At 44.9% G+C, this 18,190-nt stretch carries 11 protein-coding genes and 1 pseudogene; 1 reads left to right on the forward strand and 11 read right to left on the reverse strand.

The window, feature by feature from the left end:
- Positions 1 to 721: 721 nt before the first annotated feature.
- The 5 genes and pseudogenes from MHI37_RS25480 to MHI37_RS25500 form a co-directional block, all read right to left on the reverse strand.
- Positions 722 to 2,074 carry an IS5/IS1182 family transposase gene (locus tag MHI37_RS25480; protein WP_076340184.1) on the reverse strand — a complete coding sequence of 451 codons (1,353 nt, stop codon included), beginning with the start codon at positions 2,072 to 2,074 and terminating at the stop codon, positions 722 to 724.
- 691 nt (positions 2,075 to 2,765) lie between these two features.
- Positions 2,766 to 3,077, reverse strand: a pseudogene (locus MHI37_RS25485) (IS5/IS1182 family transposase); the annotation flags it as partial.
- Positions 3,078 to 3,079: 2 nt separating this feature from the next.
- Complete coding sequence (locus MHI37_RS25490) at positions 3,080 to 4,105, reverse strand: NAD(P)/FAD-dependent oxidoreductase (protein WP_076340133.1); 1,026 nt, start codon at positions 4,103 to 4,105, stop codon at positions 3,080 to 3,082.
- A 34-nt stretch (positions 4,106 to 4,139) separates the two neighbouring features.
- Positions 4,140 to 5,147 (reverse strand): ABC transporter substrate-binding protein, encoded by a 1,008-nt coding sequence (locus tag MHI37_RS25495; RefSeq protein ID WP_076340134.1) that lies wholly within the window; start codon positions 5,145 to 5,147, stop codon positions 4,140 to 4,142.
- Positions 5,148 to 5,280: 133 nt separating this feature from the next.
- Positions 5,281 to 6,930: a helix-turn-helix domain-containing protein gene (locus tag MHI37_RS25500; protein ID WP_076340135.1), complete on the reverse strand. Its 1,650-nt coding sequence runs from the start codon at positions 6,928 to 6,930 to the stop codon at positions 5,281 to 5,283.
- Between the two features lie 808 nt (positions 6,931 to 7,738).
- Here MHI37_RS25500 and MHI37_RS25505 point away from each other — a divergent pair.
- Positions 7,739 to 8,413, forward strand: a complete 675-nt coding sequence (locus MHI37_RS25505; protein ID WP_076340136.1) for a hypothetical protein — start codon at positions 7,739 to 7,741, stop codon at positions 8,411 to 8,413.
- A gap of 1,406 nt (positions 8,414 to 9,819) precedes the next feature.
- Here the strand turns inward: MHI37_RS25505 and MHI37_RS25510 are convergent.
- From MHI37_RS25510 to MHI37_RS25535, 6 genes are all read right to left on the reverse strand, one after another.
- Entirely contained in the window at positions 9,820 to 11,505 is a 1,686-nt protein-coding gene (locus tag MHI37_RS25510) for an FAD-dependent oxidoreductase (protein ID WP_076338024.1), read from the reverse strand.
- A 187-nt stretch (positions 11,506 to 11,692) separates the two neighbouring features.
- Positions 11,693 to 13,183, reverse strand: a complete 1,491-nt coding sequence (gene glpK / locus MHI37_RS25515) for a glycerol kinase GlpK (RefSeq protein WP_076338025.1) — start codon at positions 13,181 to 13,183, stop codon at positions 11,693 to 11,695.
- 32 nt (positions 13,184 to 13,215) lie between these two features.
- Positions 13,216 to 13,770: a glycerol-3-phosphate responsive antiterminator gene (locus MHI37_RS25520; protein WP_144023733.1), complete on the reverse strand. Its 555-nt coding sequence runs from the start codon at positions 13,768 to 13,770 to the stop codon at positions 13,216 to 13,218.
- A gap of 37 nt (positions 13,771 to 13,807) precedes the next feature.
- The gene (locus MHI37_RS25525; protein WP_076338086.1) at positions 13,808 to 14,830 is read right to left on the reverse strand and encodes a LacI family DNA-binding transcriptional regulator; all 1,023 of its coding nucleotides are present in this window, start codon (positions 14,828 to 14,830) and stop codon (positions 13,808 to 13,810) included.
- Between the two features lie 199 nt (positions 14,831 to 15,029).
- Positions 15,030 to 15,395 (reverse strand): metalloregulator ArsR/SmtB family transcription factor, encoded by a 366-nt coding sequence (locus MHI37_RS25530; protein ID WP_076338026.1) that lies wholly within the window; start codon positions 15,393 to 15,395, stop codon positions 15,030 to 15,032.
- 73 nt (positions 15,396 to 15,468) lie between these two features.
- A complete protein-coding gene (locus MHI37_RS25535; protein ID WP_076338027.1) occupies positions 15,469 to 18,153 on the reverse strand; it encodes a glycoside hydrolase family 78 protein in 2,685 nt (894 codons plus the stop codon).
- Between the last annotated feature and the right edge of the window lie 37 nt (positions 18,154 to 18,190).

Consider the following 18,190-nt stretch of genomic DNA (forward strand, 5'->3'; position numbering starts at 1 on the left):
ACTAGGGATTTACGTTTTGAGCGCTGCGCGAGTAGATCATTTTTGAGTGTCGCGAGTACAGCAAACTGCTTTGATTTTCTTAGACGGTTAAAGACCAAGAATAAGGGCTGCAAAAACGAATAGTCCGTTTCTCCACAACGATCATCTCACTTCGTCTCAACTTCATTTTTTCATTTCAACTTATATAGATCAAATCGTTGTCCTATACCGTCATAGAAAGTAATCCTCTACTATTGTAAATTCATTTAAGGTAATCGATCTGTAATCGTGATTACATTTTGCAAATAATTAAACTCATATTGCCTTAAATATATTTCTAAGTGTGTCCATGCTACACACTGATGCGTCAGCTTTAAATCAATTAATGTACCATCGGCATAAAACATTCGTGGAGATGTGTTAGAGGTCGAGAAAATGTAAAAATCCACAACCTCTTGTGGTTGTGGATTTACATGGTGGAGGTGCAGGGATGCAATACCTCTTATATACAGAATATTTTCTCCATCATTTTCAAGCACCAATAAGCTCTAGTTAACCGCTAAATTTATAAAAAAGGGCAAGCTACCGCAGTACCTGCTCATCGTTTTAAGCTATTCAACTAACGTTATCCGTTACTTTAATAGATTAATTTAACGATTTTATTTCTTAGTTGAATCAATTTCATAATGCTTAGTTATAGAATCGTAGACTAACCGAATTTGAGCATTTTCGTTTTTTAAAATTATGCTGTTAGTTCTTGTAATTGGCGACTTAGACGATCGCATACTAACTTTGTGCAATTATAAACCAGCGTTACCAAGTTAAAATGTGCTTTCGCTTTTTGACCTGTTCGATGTCTCACATTGTTCAACTGGAAGAATTCCTTTAGGTAAGCATTCACTCTTTCGACTGCGGATCGTTTTTTAGCGATTTCTTTCCAAAGTTTCGAGCCTCGAGCCGGAGCTGTATACTTTCTAAGATCAATCGTGATCTTCATCTTGTAAACCTTCTGACAAAGTGAATCTTGCGCTAATGGACAGCTCTCACATTCTTTAGGTCGAACGTATTTGAGCGTTTCATATTTCGAGTCGTAGCTTTCATAACGATAAGAATGCTCTCTAACACAGGTTGGGGCGAAGTGTTCATCAAACCCGACAAGTTCGGGTTCCCGCCGACGGTTATAAGCAATAACGGCATGAGCCTTCGCTTCTCGAACTTGCTTATATATGGGCTCATAATCATAACCCGCATCCATGGCTGCATATTTGAAATGGGAATTTGGATACTGCAAAGCAACCCCTTTTAGGAGCGGAATCGCGGCTTTACCATCATTCAAGTTCCCAGAAGAGAGCATGGCTCCAAGGATATATTGACTCTTAGTTCCTACTGCAAGATGACCTTTATAGCCATACCAGAAGATATTTTTCCCATCACTATTCTTCTTGACTCCCCATTTCGGGTCAAGAGGCATTTGATCCCGAAGAAGATGGAATGGTTCATCCAGTTGTGCAGCGATTTCTTTTTCGAAGATTGACTTTTGTTCCTCTTCTTGTTGTTTTTGTTCCAGCCAAGCTTCACGATCAACTTTTGATTTTCGTCCACGCTTTTTCGGCTCTGTTTTTCTCTTTTCTTGCTTTGCAGGTGCTTGATCCCGAGCTTCGATATGGGTCGCATCTATGGCGACCGTATCATCTGTAATAAAACCTTCTACTGTGGCTTGCTTTAGCAACTGTTCTTGCATGTCTTCCAGCGCATGACCTTGGCTCATCTTGCGTACCAACCGAGAGTAGGAAGAGGCAGATGGAATGGGCTCAGAGAGCATGAACCCACAATCAAGACGGAATAAGATGTCATGTTGAAGTCGCTTGATTAAGTCTTTAATCGTAGGGATACGTTCCATGATCCTGACTATCAAGGAATAGACCATCGCCCTATAATTCACTTCGATGGGGGCCCCATAAAGAGATGTTTTCCTGACCAAACGCAAAATAGGCGTAATCTCAATGGTAGAAAAAATCTCCCTAAAACGATCTTTTTGTTCCATCTGATAAAGCTCTTGCAGGGTAAATAAGCTCTCATGTCGAATATACGGCATAGGGAGTTCCTCCTTTTCTCTTTGGTATGGTGTGGTAACTTTACCTATTCGAGATTTGGGGAGGTACTCCTTTTTCTATGCCTTAAGAAGCTAGTCGTAGCAAGGCTTTATATTTATGAAATTGATTCAGTTAAGATAAAATTTTTATCAATAATAATATAACTCCTACAACAGTACAGATTATTCCTCCAATTCTTTTATTAAAAATATAAAGATCTGAAGGTTCTGTTCCATCTTTAGACTTCCATTGATCATTTAGTTCCCAAAAAAATTTTGGATTTAGCATCATTGAAATGCCAATAAAAATAAATAATATACCGCCGAAAACAAACATTTTTCAATCACCATTTACCAGCAAAATATGAAAGAGTAAAATAGACGCCTTAGCATTGATGGGATCACCTGAATCATCCATAAAAACAATACCACAGATTGGACCGCTAGCTCAACGAGGCTACCGTGTCATGCTGGCAGCCTCGTCCTGGTGATTGTGACGCCATAGTATCCCCTTAGCTGAATGGAAGATTGTATTTTGGGTACGGATAACACGGAAATTACTCGCTTTATATCCGTCTGTACTAGCTTTGAAAGTAATTTGAACAATATCACAGATAGAATCGTGTGTCATAACTTCCCCTTCAAGTATGAACTCTTGTTGAGAATAAGAATCCGATTTCCTGATTGGTATGATAATACTTACGGAATAGCTCTTGCTTTTGGCGTTTTCTTTGTAACAGCCTTCTCTGAGCAAACCATTCTTGCATCGCTCCACGTCAAAGTAATAGGTGTCCACTTGGTTATTACCGACGCCTTATTTTCCTTGTCGAGCCTTTCGGATGGCCATGTGACCAGCAGGGCATACATACATGCCAGCATCCTTGTTGAATAGAAATTCGTCTCCTTTCTTGCGTGCACCTTGTGCAATGAGGGGATTGAGCTTTGCAACAAGTTTAATCCCGTTCATTTTCGTATACGTAATGTTATCCTTTTCGGAGTAAGCCGCACTCACTTCTTGTTATATAATTGCTTATTCAGCTCCCTGAACCGCTCATTGTGAGAAGAAACATAAGCCATTCCGGGCGCTTCCGGGTCGAGATAACGTTTCGCGCTATTGATTGCCAGAGCCGCATCGTTGAATGCACCGGCAATCAGCCTCACCTTGCTCTTATGAGTGACACAGTCACCTGCGCCAAAGATGCCAGCCACATTCGTTTCTGCCTGCTCATTTACAAGTAGCCCATTTTCACCAATATTAAGCCCCCAATTTAGGAGCGATCCATAGTTCCCGCTATAGCCATGACTAATAATGACAGCATCAACGTCAAACCGCTCGGTTTCATTGTTCGTCATATGAGCAATTGTAACCTGTCGAATTTGCTCTCCTTGTCCATGCAATTGAATGATCTGATAGGGTGTTCGGATATTCGTCAATTCATGTACGCTGGCTACATTCCGCTCCATAGCGCGAAATTCCCTGCTACGATGAACAACCGTTACTCGCTCCGCAACTTCAGCAAGCTCAAGCGCCCAATCCACTGCTGAGTTGCCACCACCAGAAATGAGTACATGTTTATTACGAAAGCTATTCAAATCCTGAACAGTATAGTAAAGGTTGGTGAGCTCATACCGATTCGCACCTTCAATGTCCAGCTTCTGCAGCTCTGTAATCCCACGTCCAGCAGCTATAATAACCGTTCTAGTGTAATGTCGTTGCCCTGTTTTCGTTCTTAATGCGAATGTTCCATCTGCCTGACGCTGCAATTCGTCTACTCGCTGTTTAAACACTAGTGTCGGTTTAAAAGTTAAAGCTTGGCTCGTGAGCCACGAAATAAGCTTATCGCAGCGAATGGGGGGAATGCCCCCTACATCCCAAATCGTTTTTTCCGAGTAGGTATGTAGAAATCCACCCAATTCACCTGTTCCCTCTATCAGCTTAATCTTCATATTACGCATGCCGCCGTAGAATGCTGCATACATGCCAGCCGGTCCACCACCAATGATCGTGACATCGTAAAGCTCATCTTTGTTCATGATCAGTAATCTCCTTTTTGCTGGCCGTTTCCGACTATTGTTGTTTGCTTTCAAATATGGCAACAACCTCATCTATGGCATAACTATCGGCAAGCGGAGCCATACCCAGATTAAACCATTCCTTGCCTCCGACCATGTAAACATGATTTGCTTTGACAGCTTTCATGTTTTTCCACAAAGAGCTGTTCAGTATTTGCTCATATCTATCCTTTAGCTCAGCGTTCGTCTCATCATCAAGCTGTACAATTATATGGTCAGCATCATACTCCGGGAGCACTTCCAACGAAATGGACAGAGCAGACTCATTCTGCGGGAAATTTTCGACCGGCTTCAGACCCAACTGATTATGGATAAAGCTACCTCGGTCAATATTCGGTCCATTAATAACGATACTTTTAGCCATTATTCGCAGATACAGCACTGTCTCATCCTTGACAAGCTCGTCAAGCCGCTCCTTGGCTTTCGCTTCTTTAATTTTCAAGTCTTCAATGACCTTCTCAGCTGCATCCTGCTTACCCAGAACCTCGCCAATATCTCGCAGTTCATCTCTCCAATCGTCACGTTGCGGCAAAAGCACTGTTGGTGCAATTAATGATAGCTGATCATAATCCTTATCAGACCACCATGCAGGGGCAATAATCAAATCAGGCTCACTATCCAAAATAGATTCAAAATTTGGGATTTTTGCAATTCCCATTTTTTTCGTATCTTTAAAAGGTTGTTCCAGATAACTCTGAAACTCTTCATGATAATTTTGCACAGCAATCGGAGTTACGCCCAGCGCGTACAAAAACTCTGGATATACAACAGAAAGTCCGATCACTCGTTTAGGCTCGGCCGGAATACTAATATCCCCCTTTTCGCTCTTCACAATCTTCGACGGACTGGATGGATTTGCTGCGGAATCCGTGGCGTTTGACGACGTCGCAGGAGCTTCCGATACAGGAGTAGTACTTTCCCCCTTATTGTTGACAGCACCACATGCCGTTCCTACCAACAATAACAACATAATAAATAAACCAATCTTCCACTTACTTTTCATTCATTAATCCCCCTACAACTATTTGTAATGAAAACAACTATTGAATGTATCAATAGATTTTGATTATCATTATCATTAGTTAGTAGTATAGTTCATTTTCTTATGATGTAATACTGATGAAAATGACTTTATTTCATGTACGATCCCGCCACAACTTCAGTACTTCATCCAACATAAGTTCATTGGTAAATGCAGTATACTCAGTCCATGGATAGACTGGAAGCACATCCACACGACCATTTCGAACTGCTGGAATAACACACCATTTCTCCGATCGCATAAGCGTTTGCTTGCTTATTTTTGGATGGGCGTTCTCATCTATAAACAGCAATAACCGATCGGCAGTATATTCAGCAACCTGAGCGATTGTAATCTGCCGATTCTTGTTCATATATTCGATACCGACTGCTGGCTGCAAGCGTAAATCATCGTAAAATACAGTTCGTATGCTTCTGTTCCCCATCATTTCCAGCCCTGCTCCGTTAATTCTCAGTATAAGGAGGCGATCTCCATGTATGTCCGGTGTGATCTGCTCGGCTACAAAACGAGCCTTACGTTCGTAATGTTCGAGCCAAGCTTCCGCTGCACCTTTTTTATTCAGAAACTGGGCGATAAGAGTCAATTGGCTGCGCCAATCAATTTCCTCCCAGGGCAGCAATAAAACAGGCGCAATATCCCGAAGACTTGCTTGCTCCTCCCCAGTTAGCAAATTATCCAAGCCAACAATGAAGTCAGGAGCCGCAAGCCTAAGCTCTGCTAGTTTTAGCGAGGTATCCGTGCTTAAGGGCAGAACGTTATTCGTTTCAAACTTTCTATGATAATAATCAGTCCATGGATGGTCGGAAGGTGCAGCGCAAGGTATAACCTTTAGCGCGAGCAATTGCCCGATAATCGCTGGATGGTATGCGACGATTTTAAGCTTACAATTTCTCATAAACGCTGCTGGAGGAATGCCTGACACCCGTTTGAATTTCCGTCTGAAGTACGCATCATCATTGTAACCAACATGCCTTGCAATATCCTTGAGTCGATATTGCCCGCCTGAGCGCATTAGCTGCTGTGCCTGACTAATTCGATAAATGGTCAAATATTCAATCGCACTGCAACCATATCTTTTTTTGAACAACCTCATAAAATGTCTTTCGCTCATTCCCGCAACTTTGGCCAAGTGCTCAATCTTTAAATCCAACTGATAGTACTCTTCAATGTAGCACTTTGCATTCTCAAGCGCGGTTTCCGAATCACGTTCCTTTAGCAGCAGAGCGTCTGCCAAAATAGTGTGCAACAGCTCTTGAAAATAAATTTGTCCACGGAATCTTTTCAGCAAGTCCTCATCTCTTTGCAGATGATCACCAATCCGTTCACATAATACGATTATGGATACTGGGGATGATGCAATGACCTCTCCCTTTACAGGAAAAAGTTCCTCTTGTCTCACAATGTCTGTGTAGTCGACAGTTACTCCATCATCAACAATTACATCAAAACGCAATTCATAAAAACCTCGCTCATCAAAAGACTGGAGGAAACCTTCTACAAGCTGTCCAGGTGAACAAAAATAGGTCCTACCTTCACGCAACTCGAAAAAACGTCCATCAATCGTTAGCCAGCCCTGACCGCTCGCGATGACTATCATCATATGTGATTCAAGAAACTGTACTCTTAGCTCCCATTCATTTGAACTGTTATTTCTATTTATATGCTGCAGCTCTCTAACCTTAAAGCACATGCCTTCAAGGGAAGCATAGATATGGTTTCTAGCATTCTGTTTCTTGTTAAACAAGGAAGCTCACCACCCTAGTTTATCTATCTCATGCTACCTAAATCCTGTATTAATTGTAGCACGAACTCGTTTTAAGCGTCGAATCATAATGCTATCCTTCGGACTGAGGCGACTTCCCTGTGGCCCCTCAAGCGAAACACGACTACTTCACATCGTTTTTTTGTATCGCGCATACCATAACCCTTAACTGTGTTTTCAGAATTTCCCTCGGGCGCAAGAGGATGCAGATATCGAGATATCAAGACCTGGATTTTCATACGTAATCACTCCTGCGGCGTTATTGTACGACAAGTTATAAAAGGCATAGTACGACGAGTTAACAGCATATATCGCCTAGAGTTTTATTCCCTATGAACAGACTCGTCACATAATGGTTATTGTGTGACGAGTTGTAGGATCAACTATTTCATCCGAAAGTGAGTAGTTAATACCCCAATAGGCAGTGGAACAAGACTTGCACTTAATGGTTCAAATTAGGAGAAGCATAACGTACAAGCCATACGTATAGACCAGAAATTTAACACAATGCTAGATGTTGTGATAATAAGATTCTATTAAATACTCAAATTGGGTTGACACGCATGTACATAAATGAAATAATTCACTTACTCAAATTACCAAAAAAGGTTTTTGTGTTAATAATTTACCATTTAGAAGGAAAACTTCAATGCTAAAGTTATCACCACAGAGATTACTAAAAAGCTAGAGTCTATCCATATAGCTGGTTCTAACTTTAGATAGCAAAAGATAGGTGTTCATCATTAAGTGGCACCTATCTTTCTCACTAAATGATGGTGGGGTGATAAGTATGAATTCAAAAAAGCGTACTTTCTTAAGTTTTATTTTACTGTCTTCTCTTGTAATAGTGACAGGTATATATCTTGCTTTAAACAACAGACATGAATCACCCTTGTTGCAATATCATATAGATCTGCCTGAATTAAGAATGGATAATACGGACAGTGATATTGGGAAATGGATCTTACCCGCAATTATGACCACTGAAAGTCTTGATAAAGATTTTATTGAGGAAAATGTATTTTTATCGAGATTTCAATTATCTGTTTCGGAGTCTGTTATCAGTATCTCCTTTTCAATATTTTATTACATCGAAGACCGATTAGTTTTAAAAAACTACCAAATAAGAGATAATGGTCTTATAACATTGACAACTCAAACAACTAATAAAAGAGGTTATGAGAAACTTTTATCCATTTCACATTTTAATGAAATCTTAAAAAAAGTAGACAAAGATGCAATTAAAGACTTATCTGGTATGGAAAATAAAATATTATTTATTAATATAAATGCAATTTCAAGAGTGGAAAATGTTAAAATCGAGAAAGAGACGATTATAGTGTTAAATAATCAATTTGTTGAATTTGGAAATATATCACTAGATGGTAATTATGCAGTATGCTTCATATCCTTCGCCGGAACAGGTGGTGGTTCAAACCTTCCATTTCTTATTCAGATTGATTAATCAGGCTCCAAACCGAAATCAGTGCTTGACCTGGGGAAGCTGAACTACCGCTGCGAGCAAGAGGGGGCTTCCGATCGCTGTTGTTCCCAGATATTCTGTATTCACCCACCTAAGGGGTGATATCTGGGAACAAAGGCAAACGCTCCGCTTCTTCAGCCCCCTCTTACTCTCCTCTCAATCTACTTTAGGCTGTCAAGCACTGATTATTAGGTTGACCCATTAATCAGGGGCTAAATTCGCAGAGTGAAATCAGCTTATATTCTTAGAGAATGAGATGCTGCGGGTGATGTTAATCTTTGGTTCCATTGTCACAGTACCTCTCATTTTTTAGTTAGACCCTACTTGCGTCATCGATTACGGGTTCTTCCAAACTCCGCTTTCCAAAAATTACAACAACTGCTTTCAAAAGTTAAATTAATCTTTGTAAATAAACATAATCGACCTCCCGATCAACTTAACAATTCCCCCTAACAGACGCAGCGACATCATGATATAGGGCTAGAATGACCCCTTTAATAGCCAGATAATGACTCATTGCCAGATCAATGGCTTTCATATCTGTACTAGAAAAATGAGCAATCACTACATATATACCAACTGTAGCAATCGCACTTATGTGAGCGTCAAATAGGCCCCACCTAGTAGTCAGATGGAAGCCCGTGTATGATGGTTGTGTTGCACTGAACCTCCCAGGGGAAGGTGTCGTTGGACGCTGCGGTTGCTTGCGGATCGAGCAATCGAACTGCAGTATATCGATAGCCTGTCGTAAGACACAGTAGATAGTATTCTAAAAAAGGCGAACTTAAGCCTCACCTCAAGAAATACTACCTCTGACGCTCGGATCAAATTAAAGCGCCTTTATCCACAATTTAAAGACTGATGATGTACTAGTTGGCTTACCCTTTAGCCTTCTTTCTCCGGTTCTTAGATTGGTCGTGCTAGCCCGCTTCGTTCAGTGCTATAGGAAGAGGCTACGTTGCAGTTTGTACAACGTAATCGACGTTACTCGCCTATCTCGGGCACGTACACTGTAGTTTGTGCAATAGAATGCCCATTCTAGGGCGATATTCGTTCGTTTGGCGCTCATTCTACTGCAATAGTACATTGTAGCCGTCTGAAACAGCTCTCATGTGAGGTTTTCATTGTATTAAGTGCAGTGTAGGCGCATCTCCTTACTCTAGTGGAGACTTTAGTGCATGATATAGAAATTTCGGGTCGTACGCAGCTAAGGACACTGCAAGAATAGCCTCTAAAAATAAGAGACTATACCATTAACCAGGAAATCTGGCTTTGGAATAGTCTCTTCTATTTAGATCCTTAATACGAGTCCTATATTCTCTAGCCACATTTCTGCGACTCAACCTTTTGAAACTCTATACCAACGGCCTACTATCTAAAAACATCCATTAGCCTTGCGGTGGTGCCTCGACTGTCTCCGCCAGCTTCTCCTCCAGCTCCGCTGCGTATGCAGCGCGCTGCTCCGGCGTCCAATTAAGAAGCTCTGTCATCGCGGCAATGACCGGTACTTTCCATTGCTGTACGTAGCCGATTCGGAAGAATAGATCACCTGTGCGACGAATGAAGAAATCAACGGGCTTCACCGTCATCTCCGCTTCTATTGAATAACGCAGCTGCACCGCCAATACAAGTGGAAGCTGCAAAGCTGCTGCCTGCGATGACATGTTTTTTGCTAATGCAAACAGCTGGTCTACATTCGATCCGTAGCGCTGTGCAAGAAAAGCTGCTTCTTCCTTACTGAAGTTGAACCCAGCGCCTTCCTTCGTTTTCTTCTGAACAAAGGACTCAAAGTTTTGAGAGCCGCCAAGGTCTCCGCCTGACATCGTGATCGTTGTCGTATCGCTTTTAGGAAAGCTGCCGCCTCCATCCTCCCCAATAAGTTGAGCGACTTTGTCCACAACCGTCTCCGCCATCTTGCGGTAGCCGGTCAGCTTGCCGCCTGCAATCGAAACCAATCCAGAGTCCGATACAAATATCTCATCTCGGCGTGAGATTTCAGAAGGCGACTTGCCTTCCTGCTGAATCAGCGGGCGAAGGCCTGCCCAGCTTGATTCGACATCTGCAACAACAAGCTTCAGGTCCGGGAACATAAAGTTAACAGCCTTCAATAAATAAGTACGATCCTCAAGCGTCATCACAGGATTTACCGTATCGCCTTTATAATTCGTATCGGTTGTACCGAAGTAGGTTTTGCCAGCACGAGGAATGGCGAACACCATCCGGCCATCTGGCGTATCAAAGTAAACTGCCTGTTGCAATGGAAATCTGCTCTTATCGAATACAATATGGACACCCTTCGTCAAACGAAGCGTTTTTCCTTTCTTCGAGCCGTCCATCTGGCGAATATCATCGACCCAAGGACCGGTCGCATTAATAATTTTAGTCGCCTTAATCTCATATTCTGCACCACTAATTGTATCCTTAACCAATGCGCCTGTTACTTTGTTATCTTTGCCATAAAGCAGCGTCTCCACCTTCGCATAATTGACCGACATAGCGCCTGTTTCTACTGCTTTCTTCATCACTTCAATCGTCAGACGCGCATCATCTGTCCGGTACTCCACATAATAGCCGCCGCCCTTTAGTCCGTCACGTTTCAGAAGCGGCTCCTTCGACAACGTATCGGCTACGCTCAGCATCTTGCGGCGCTCTTTTCTTTTCACTCCTGCCAAGAAGTCATACAGCCGCAAGCCAATCGATGTCGAGAACTTGCCGAAAGTACCGCCCTTATACAACGGCAGCAGCATCCATTCCGGTGTTGTCACATGCGGGCCGTTCTCGTATACGATAGCCCGCTCTTTGCCAACCTCTGCAACGACAGCAATTTCAAGCTGCTTCAAATAACGCAAGCCTCCGTGAACAAGCTTCGTCGAACGACTCGAAGTGCCTGCCGCAAAATCCTGCATTTCCACTAGAGCTACCTTCATACCGCGTGAAGCAGCATCGAGCGCGATGCCGGCACCTGTAATGCCCCCGCCTATTACTAATACATCTAATTGGGAATGCTGCATCTGAGCCAGTACTTTCTCCCGATTTTGTGCTGCAAATATTTCTTGTTCAGCATGGATTGTCATGATGGATTCCTCCCGATCTTCTTATTTATTATTGTTCTGCCATAAGCGCATAGTTACTCGTACATATTGAATATAAACAAAAAAACCACTCAAACCGCTTCCTAGCCCCTAAATAGGGTTTGGAAGCGGTCTTCGTGGTTTCTCCTGATCTCCAACCGATTATTAACTTATGTCCATCATAGCATATTTATTGTGAAAAAGCCATGGCCGCTTTAACCGCGCGATGCCAGCCCTCGTATAAAGAAGCGCGCTTTTCCTCGTCCATAACGGGCGAGAACACTTTATCGACCTTTCGAAGCTTAGCAAGCTCCTCGCGGCTTTCCCAGAATCCGACAGCAAGACCTGCCAAATAGGCAGCGCCAAGCGCCGTTGATTCATTAACAAGCGGACGCTCCACAGGCACGCCGAGCAAATCGCTTTGGAACTGCATAAGCAAATTATTCGACACTGCACCTCCATCTACAGACAACGACTGCAGCGTATAGCCTGACTCCTCCTCCATAACAGCGAGAACATCCTTCGTCTGATAAGCCAATGATTCTAATACCGCCCGAATAAAATGAGACTTTGACGTTCCTCTTGTCAGCCCAAATACAGCACCTCTCACATCACTGTTCCAATAAGGCGTTCCGAGTCCTACGAACGCCGGTACAACATATACGCCGTCCGACGATTCTACTTGCTTCGCAAGTGCTTCCGTCTCAGAGGCCGACGATATAAGCTCCATGCCATCACGAAGCCATTGAATAGCTGCACCGGCAACGAACACACTGCCCTCCAGCGCATATTCCAGCTTGCCGTTGATTTCCCAGGCAATAGTAGTGAGCAGCCCTTTCTCAGATACAATCGCCTTCGCGCCTGTATTCATTAACATAAAGCAGCCTGTGCCATACGTATTTTTGGTACTGCCCTCTTCATAAGCATTTTGGCCAAACAAAGCTGCCTGCTGATCACCGGCCGCACCTGCTACCGGTATACTATGCCCTAACAGGCTGGCATCAAGGTGACCATACACCTCAGAAGAGGAACGCACCTCCGGGAGCATCGCCTCCGGAATGTTGAGGATTTTCAGCAGCTCCTCATCCCAGCATCGTTCATGAATGTTGAACATCAAGGTTCGCGATGCATTGGATACATCCGTCACATGGACATGGCCGCCCGTCAAATTCCAGATCAACCAAGTATCAATGGTGCCAAATAGCAGTTCGCCATTTTCTGCCCGTTCCCGTGCGCCCTCGACATTTTCCAACAGCCAATTAACCTTCGTTCCCGAAAAATAAGCATCTACTAAAAGTCCGGTCTTCTCATGAAATAATTGTCCATAGCCAGCTTGCTTCAGCCCGTCGCTGATCTCTGCTGTTTGGCGGGACTGCCACACAATAGCGTGATAAATCGGCTTTCCTGTCGCTTTGTCCCAGACGACAGTCGTTTCCCGTTGATTCGTTATGCCAACTCCGGCAATTTGCTCAGCCTTTGCTCCTGTTTTAACCAGCAGCGATTGAATAACCCGCTTCGTTGATTCCCAAATAAACAAAGCATCTGCCTCCACCCACCCTGAATGCGGGTAATGGAGCGGCAGCTCCTCTATAACTATATCTAAAATAGTTCCACTCCGATCAATGAGCAACGCGCGCGTGCTCGTCGTGCCTTGATCGATGGATAACATATAGGTTTCCAATTTTATTCCTCCTTTACGATACAGCACCCGTCCTATAACTCGTTCTTCCACAGCTCTTTTCTAGATGTCGTAATGGCCGAAGCCCCTGCTTCCAGCGCCAGCCTCACATGCTCCCGCGTTCGAATAAGCCCGCCTGCAATGATGGGAATTCCGCTGCGCTGCTTCACTTCACTAATGATATCCGGAATAACGCCCGGCAGCACCTCAATAAAATCTGGACGAACCTTGTCCAGCACCGTATAGCTTCTCTCTAAAGCATCCGAATCGATAAGAAACAGCCTTTGAATCGCGATCAGCCCGTTCTGCTTCGTGCGGCCGATCACGCTGGAGCGCGTCGATATAATGCCAGCTGGACGAATGGACTGACAAAGAAACTCCGCAGCATATTCATCATTTTTTAAGCCATCAATCAGATCGGCATGCAGCAGCACCTTTTTTCCATGCTGACTTGCCAAATCAACAATGTGTTTTAATTGACCCAAATGTCCTCCGAGCAGCACCATATACGAAAAAGGAGAAGCAAGCACCGCTTCCACATCCTTCAGCTTATGCACAGCTGGCAATACGTTCTGACCGTTCAACAGCAATGACATGCTCGCCACCTCACATTTTTCCTCATCCACATTATTGCTTCTCCGCTGGCTTTCCGCTGCTCTCACGCACTAGAAGACGGGTAGGCAGCACTATCTTCTTCGCGATGTCCCGCTTGGCAGCCATTCGATCTGCGAGCAGCTCAACCGCAGTCTCCCCCATATGCTCCATATGCACCTTAACCGTCGTTAACGGCGGCTGCAAAAATTCAGAAATAGCGATATCATTGCAGCCAACGATGGAGACGTCCTGCGGAACACGAAGCTTTGCTTCATGAAGGGCGCGAAGCGCGCCAACTGCCATTGAATCATTTTCAATAAAAAATGCGGTCGGAAGCTGTTTGCCGTTAATCGCCTTCTTCATCAGCTTATAGCCATCCTCGGAATATAAGTTTTCGCCCGTAAAGATCAGCCCCGCATCAAACAGCCTGCCCGCGTTAAGCCGCTCCATAAACGCAAGCTCACGCTCGTCACGAACATGTTTGTTATTGACGATATTATGCCCGCCGATATAGCCAATCGACGTATGTCCGAGCTCGATCAAATAATCAAGCACCTCTGATACCGACTTCCGCAAATCGATTACAACAGAATCGAAGCGGTTATCATCTGGCGATGAATCTACAAACACAATATTTTCGAAGCCCTCTGGAAAACGAGCAAGGTCCTCCTTCTCGAAGCGGCCAATCGCAATCATGCCGTCGAATGAATCGCCAGTGCTTTCTTTCCCATCCGATTCACCGGGCAGAAACAGCTTAACCAGATCTATTTGCCGCTGGAAGCATTCGCGCTCAATACCGAGCCGTATCGCCAAATAATAAGGATCGAGCATTTCCTCCTGATCAGAATACCAGTTAACTAGACCTATCCGATAACGGTCCTTGGCTACTACGCCATTGCGCTGACGCAGCGTCTTATAATTCAATTGCTGCGCAATTTCAAAGATGCGTTTACGCGTATCGTCCGCTACCGATATGCCCGGGTCATAGTTAAGCACCCGCGACACCGTTGCGATCGAAACATTTGCTTTCTGTGCAATATCTTTAATCGTTGCCATGCTCCGTTCCTTTCTGAACACATTTTTCATACTTTCAAGATTGGAAGCATATGCAGTCATGTAAGCGATTCCCCTATTTATTAAGTAAAATTATAACGTATTTTTACTTAAAATCAAGAAATTTTATTTTGAAAGGTCCTATAGATAGAAAAGGCTGCACAACAGGTCAACGTCCTGTCGTACAGCCTTTTCCCAGCTATTATTCATGCTTTAGATGCTGAAGCGTAAGTAAAAAGATTTGCTCCACATGATCGTCATCAAGCGAATAGAACACCGTCTTGCCGACCTTTCTGCGTTTTACGATACGCATGTTCCGCAGCAGCCGCAGCTGATGAGACACAGCTGATTGCCCCATGCCGAGCACCTGCGTCAGATCATGAACACAAAGCTCCGATTGGACGAGCGCGTGAATCATTTTCACCCGCGTTGGATCGCCAAGCGCCTTGAACAGATCCGCCAGCTGGGCAGCGGTTGTCTCCGGTATCAATTTGCTTTTTACATTTTCTATATTTGCCTCCGAGCCTGCACACGAATCGTCGCATGCTGCGGCAATTGGATTATCCATTATCATCCCACCAGCCCTATTTGTCCTAAAGCACATTATAACATGTTTAGGATTTAAGGGTGAGTCTGATCGGCTAGATTAACTGCGCAGCCACTCCCTGCCATGCAAAGGAGTAGCTGCCTGATCCTGCCTTAACAGCGATGCTCGCAGCCTCATCAGTCACCACCTCAATGCCCGCTGCTTCATTAAGAGCCGCGCCGCTCTCGGTAACCACGGTACCCGCAGCTGCATCTGGAAAAATAATATGTGCACTCGTATTCGGTGGAATGCTCACGTCCAGCGTGAAGGCTCCGTCTTCTGAGCAGCTCCATTTTGAACTAACCTTCCCGTATAAGGTTTCTAGGCTGCCCTCTGCCCAACGAATTCCCTCGCCAGGCTGCGGCGCAATCACGATTTGCTTATAGCCTGGCGCTTCCTCCACGGTTTGAATGCCCGCCGCAACCCGGTACATCCAATCGCCAATTGCACCATACGCATAATGATTGAACGAGTTCATATCCTTGCTCCAGAAGCTGCCGTCCTCCTTGATGCCATCCCAATGCTCCCAAATCGTAGTAGCACCCTTGGTCACCGGGTAAAGCCAGGATGGATACGTTTGCTGCAGCAGCAGCTTATAGGCCAGATCGTTACGGCCATGAAGACTAAGCACATGATTTAAATACGGTGTACCGACAAAGCCCGTCGTCAGGTGAAAATCACTTTGCTCCAGCAGCTCTGACAGCTTATCAATAGCCCGCTTCTCGGCCTTCTCATCGAGCAAACCAAACATTAGCGCAAGGACATGAGCGGTTTGTGTCGGAATCGCAAGCTTTCCTGCAGCAGTCACAAACTCTTCTCGCAGCGCAGCTACAATCTTGTCATACAGCTCCTGATATTTGGCGGCATCCTCCGCTTCATTCAGCACGTCTGCGGTCTTCTTAACGAGCGATACCGAATACGCATAAAAAGCCGTTGCGATAAAGTCCCGATCGGTCGCCCCTACATAATCGCCTGATTTCGCATCAAGCCCCAGCCAATCACCGAAATGGAAGCCCGTATTCCACAAAAATTCGTTTTCTCCTTGACGCTGGATATAAGATACCCAAGCCTTCATGCTGTCATATTGCTCTTCCAAAATCCGTTTATCCCCATAACAAACATATATCGTCCAAGGACAGATCACCGCTGCGTCTCCCCAAGCAGCAGAGGATGAATCTTTTTCAGCCAATACTTGCGGAATGACGAACGGGACACCTCCGTCCTCCCCTTGATCGGACGCCAGATCCCGCACCCATTTCGTGAAAAAGGGAGCTACGTTCGATAAATAGGACGCGGTTTGGATGAACATTTGCGCGTCACCCGTCCAGCCAAGCCGTTCATCCCGCTGTGGACAATCGGTTGGTACGTCGAGGAAATTGCCCTTCAGGCCCCATTTGATATTATGCTGAAGCTGGTTGACAAGCGGCTCCGAGCACTCAAATTGCCCCGTTTCCTTCATATCCGAATGCAGCACGACACCTGTAAAATCATCAAGCGCTAACGTCTCTGGAAATCCGATCAGCTGCACATAACGGAAGCCTTGGAAGGTGAAGCGCGGCTCATAGGCTTCCTGCTCTGAACCCTTCAACACATAGCGAATGCATTGCTTGGCGTTACGCAAATTATCGGTGTAGAAATTGCCCTCATGATCCAGCACCTCGGCATGAAGCAGCTTTACCTCAGCACCTGGCTCTCCCTGCACCGTAAATTGCACCCAACCGACCATATTTTGGCCAAAATCAAGCACACGCTCTCCCTTTGCTGTCACCAAAAGAGCGATCGGCTTCAGATGCTCCTGCTTGCGAACGGGCTCATTGATTTGAGGCTTCAGCATCTCTTTCCCGTGCTGCAATATTTCTACGGCGTGCCACTCACTCGCAGGCTCATGATAAGCAGCGGTGCTCCAGTCCGCTCGTTCAAGCCTTGCATCATACGTTTCACCGTGATAGAGCTCAGATAGCTGAATTTGGCTTATAGCCGCCTTCCAGCTCTCGTCTGTAACGATCAGCTCCGTCCTGCCATCCTCATATTCAATTCGCAATTGCACAAGCAGCGCCAAACGATCACCGTACAAGCACTTCTGTTCGTGCCACGCCAAATTCCCTTTATACCAGCCATTTCCAAGATAAGCGCCCAGCGCATTGCCGCTTGCAGCAAGCAGCTCCGTCACATCATACGTCTGCGTTTGGATGGTATGGCTATAGCTAGTCCAGCCCGGCGTAAAATAGCTGTCTCCTATCCGCTTCCCATTCAGCTCCAGCTCATATAATCCAAGTGCGGTTGCATAGAGCCGAGCCTTCTTCACCTTGCCTGTCAGCTCGAACGTTTTTCTGAGCATTGGGGAAGGCTCAGACTCCACAGGCAATAACGCGAGCGGAGCAGTAATCCAGTTCCCCGTCCACTCCTTCGGCTGAAGCAGTCCCATCTCCCAGAAGGCCGTCTCCGACCATGCGGATTCTTCCCTCTCTTGATTCCACGCCCGGACATGATAGTAGTAACGCTTGCTGGATTCCGATTGGAAGGCTGCCAGCTCGATATGAACAGATTGCTCTGATTCTATTCGCCTCGATTGCCAAATGATTGACGCAAAGCCTTCATCTTCTGCAATCTCAATCTCATAGGCAGACTGAGCTGCAGCTCTCTCATCCGACTCCATTCTCCAGCTTAAACGTGGATTTGTCACTCCGATTCCGATCGGGTTTTGCTGATATTCACAAAGCAATCCTACAATTTTGAACATTGAATACGCCTCCTTAGAATGTAAAACTAACTTGCTG

This window comes from Paenibacillus sp. FSL H8-0548, assembly GCF_038630985.1.
Taxonomy (GTDB): domain Bacteria; phylum Bacillota; class Bacilli; order Paenibacillales; family Paenibacillaceae; genus Pristimantibacillus.

What these genes read in the sequence shown, in the direction of transcription:
- MHI37_RS25495 (WP_076340134.1), bottom strand. Translation starts at nt 5,147, where the DNA reads ATGAAAAGTAAGTGGAAGATTGGTTTATTTATTATGTTGTTATTGTTG.
- MHI37_RS25530 (WP_076338026.1), bottom strand. Translation starts at nt 15,395, where the DNA reads ATGGATAATCCAATTGCCGCAGCATGCGACGATTCGTGTGCAGGCTCG.
- MHI37_RS25525 (WP_076338086.1), bottom strand. Translation starts at nt 14,830, where the DNA reads ATGGCAACGATTAAAGATATTGCACAGAAAGCAAATGTTTCGATCGCA.
- MHI37_RS25510 (WP_076338024.1), bottom strand. Translation starts at nt 11,505, where the DNA reads ATGACAATCCATGCTGAACAAGAAATATTTGCAGCACAAAATCGGGAG.
- MHI37_RS25490 (WP_076340133.1), bottom strand. Translation starts at nt 4,105, where the DNA reads ATGAACAAAGATGAGCTTTACGATGTCACGATCATTGGTGGTGGACCG.
- MHI37_RS25480 (WP_076340184.1), bottom strand. Translation starts at nt 2,074, where the DNA reads ATGCCGTATATTCGACATGAGAGCTTATTTACCCTGCAAGAGCTTTAT.
- MHI37_RS25505 (WP_076340136.1), top strand. Translation starts at nt 7,739, where the DNA reads ATGAATTCAAAAAAGCGTACTTTCTTAAGTTTTATTTTACTGTCTTCT.
- MHI37_RS25535 (WP_076338027.1), bottom strand. Translation starts at nt 18,153, where the DNA reads ATGTTCAAAATTGTAGGATTGCTTTGTGAATATCAGCAAAACCCGATC.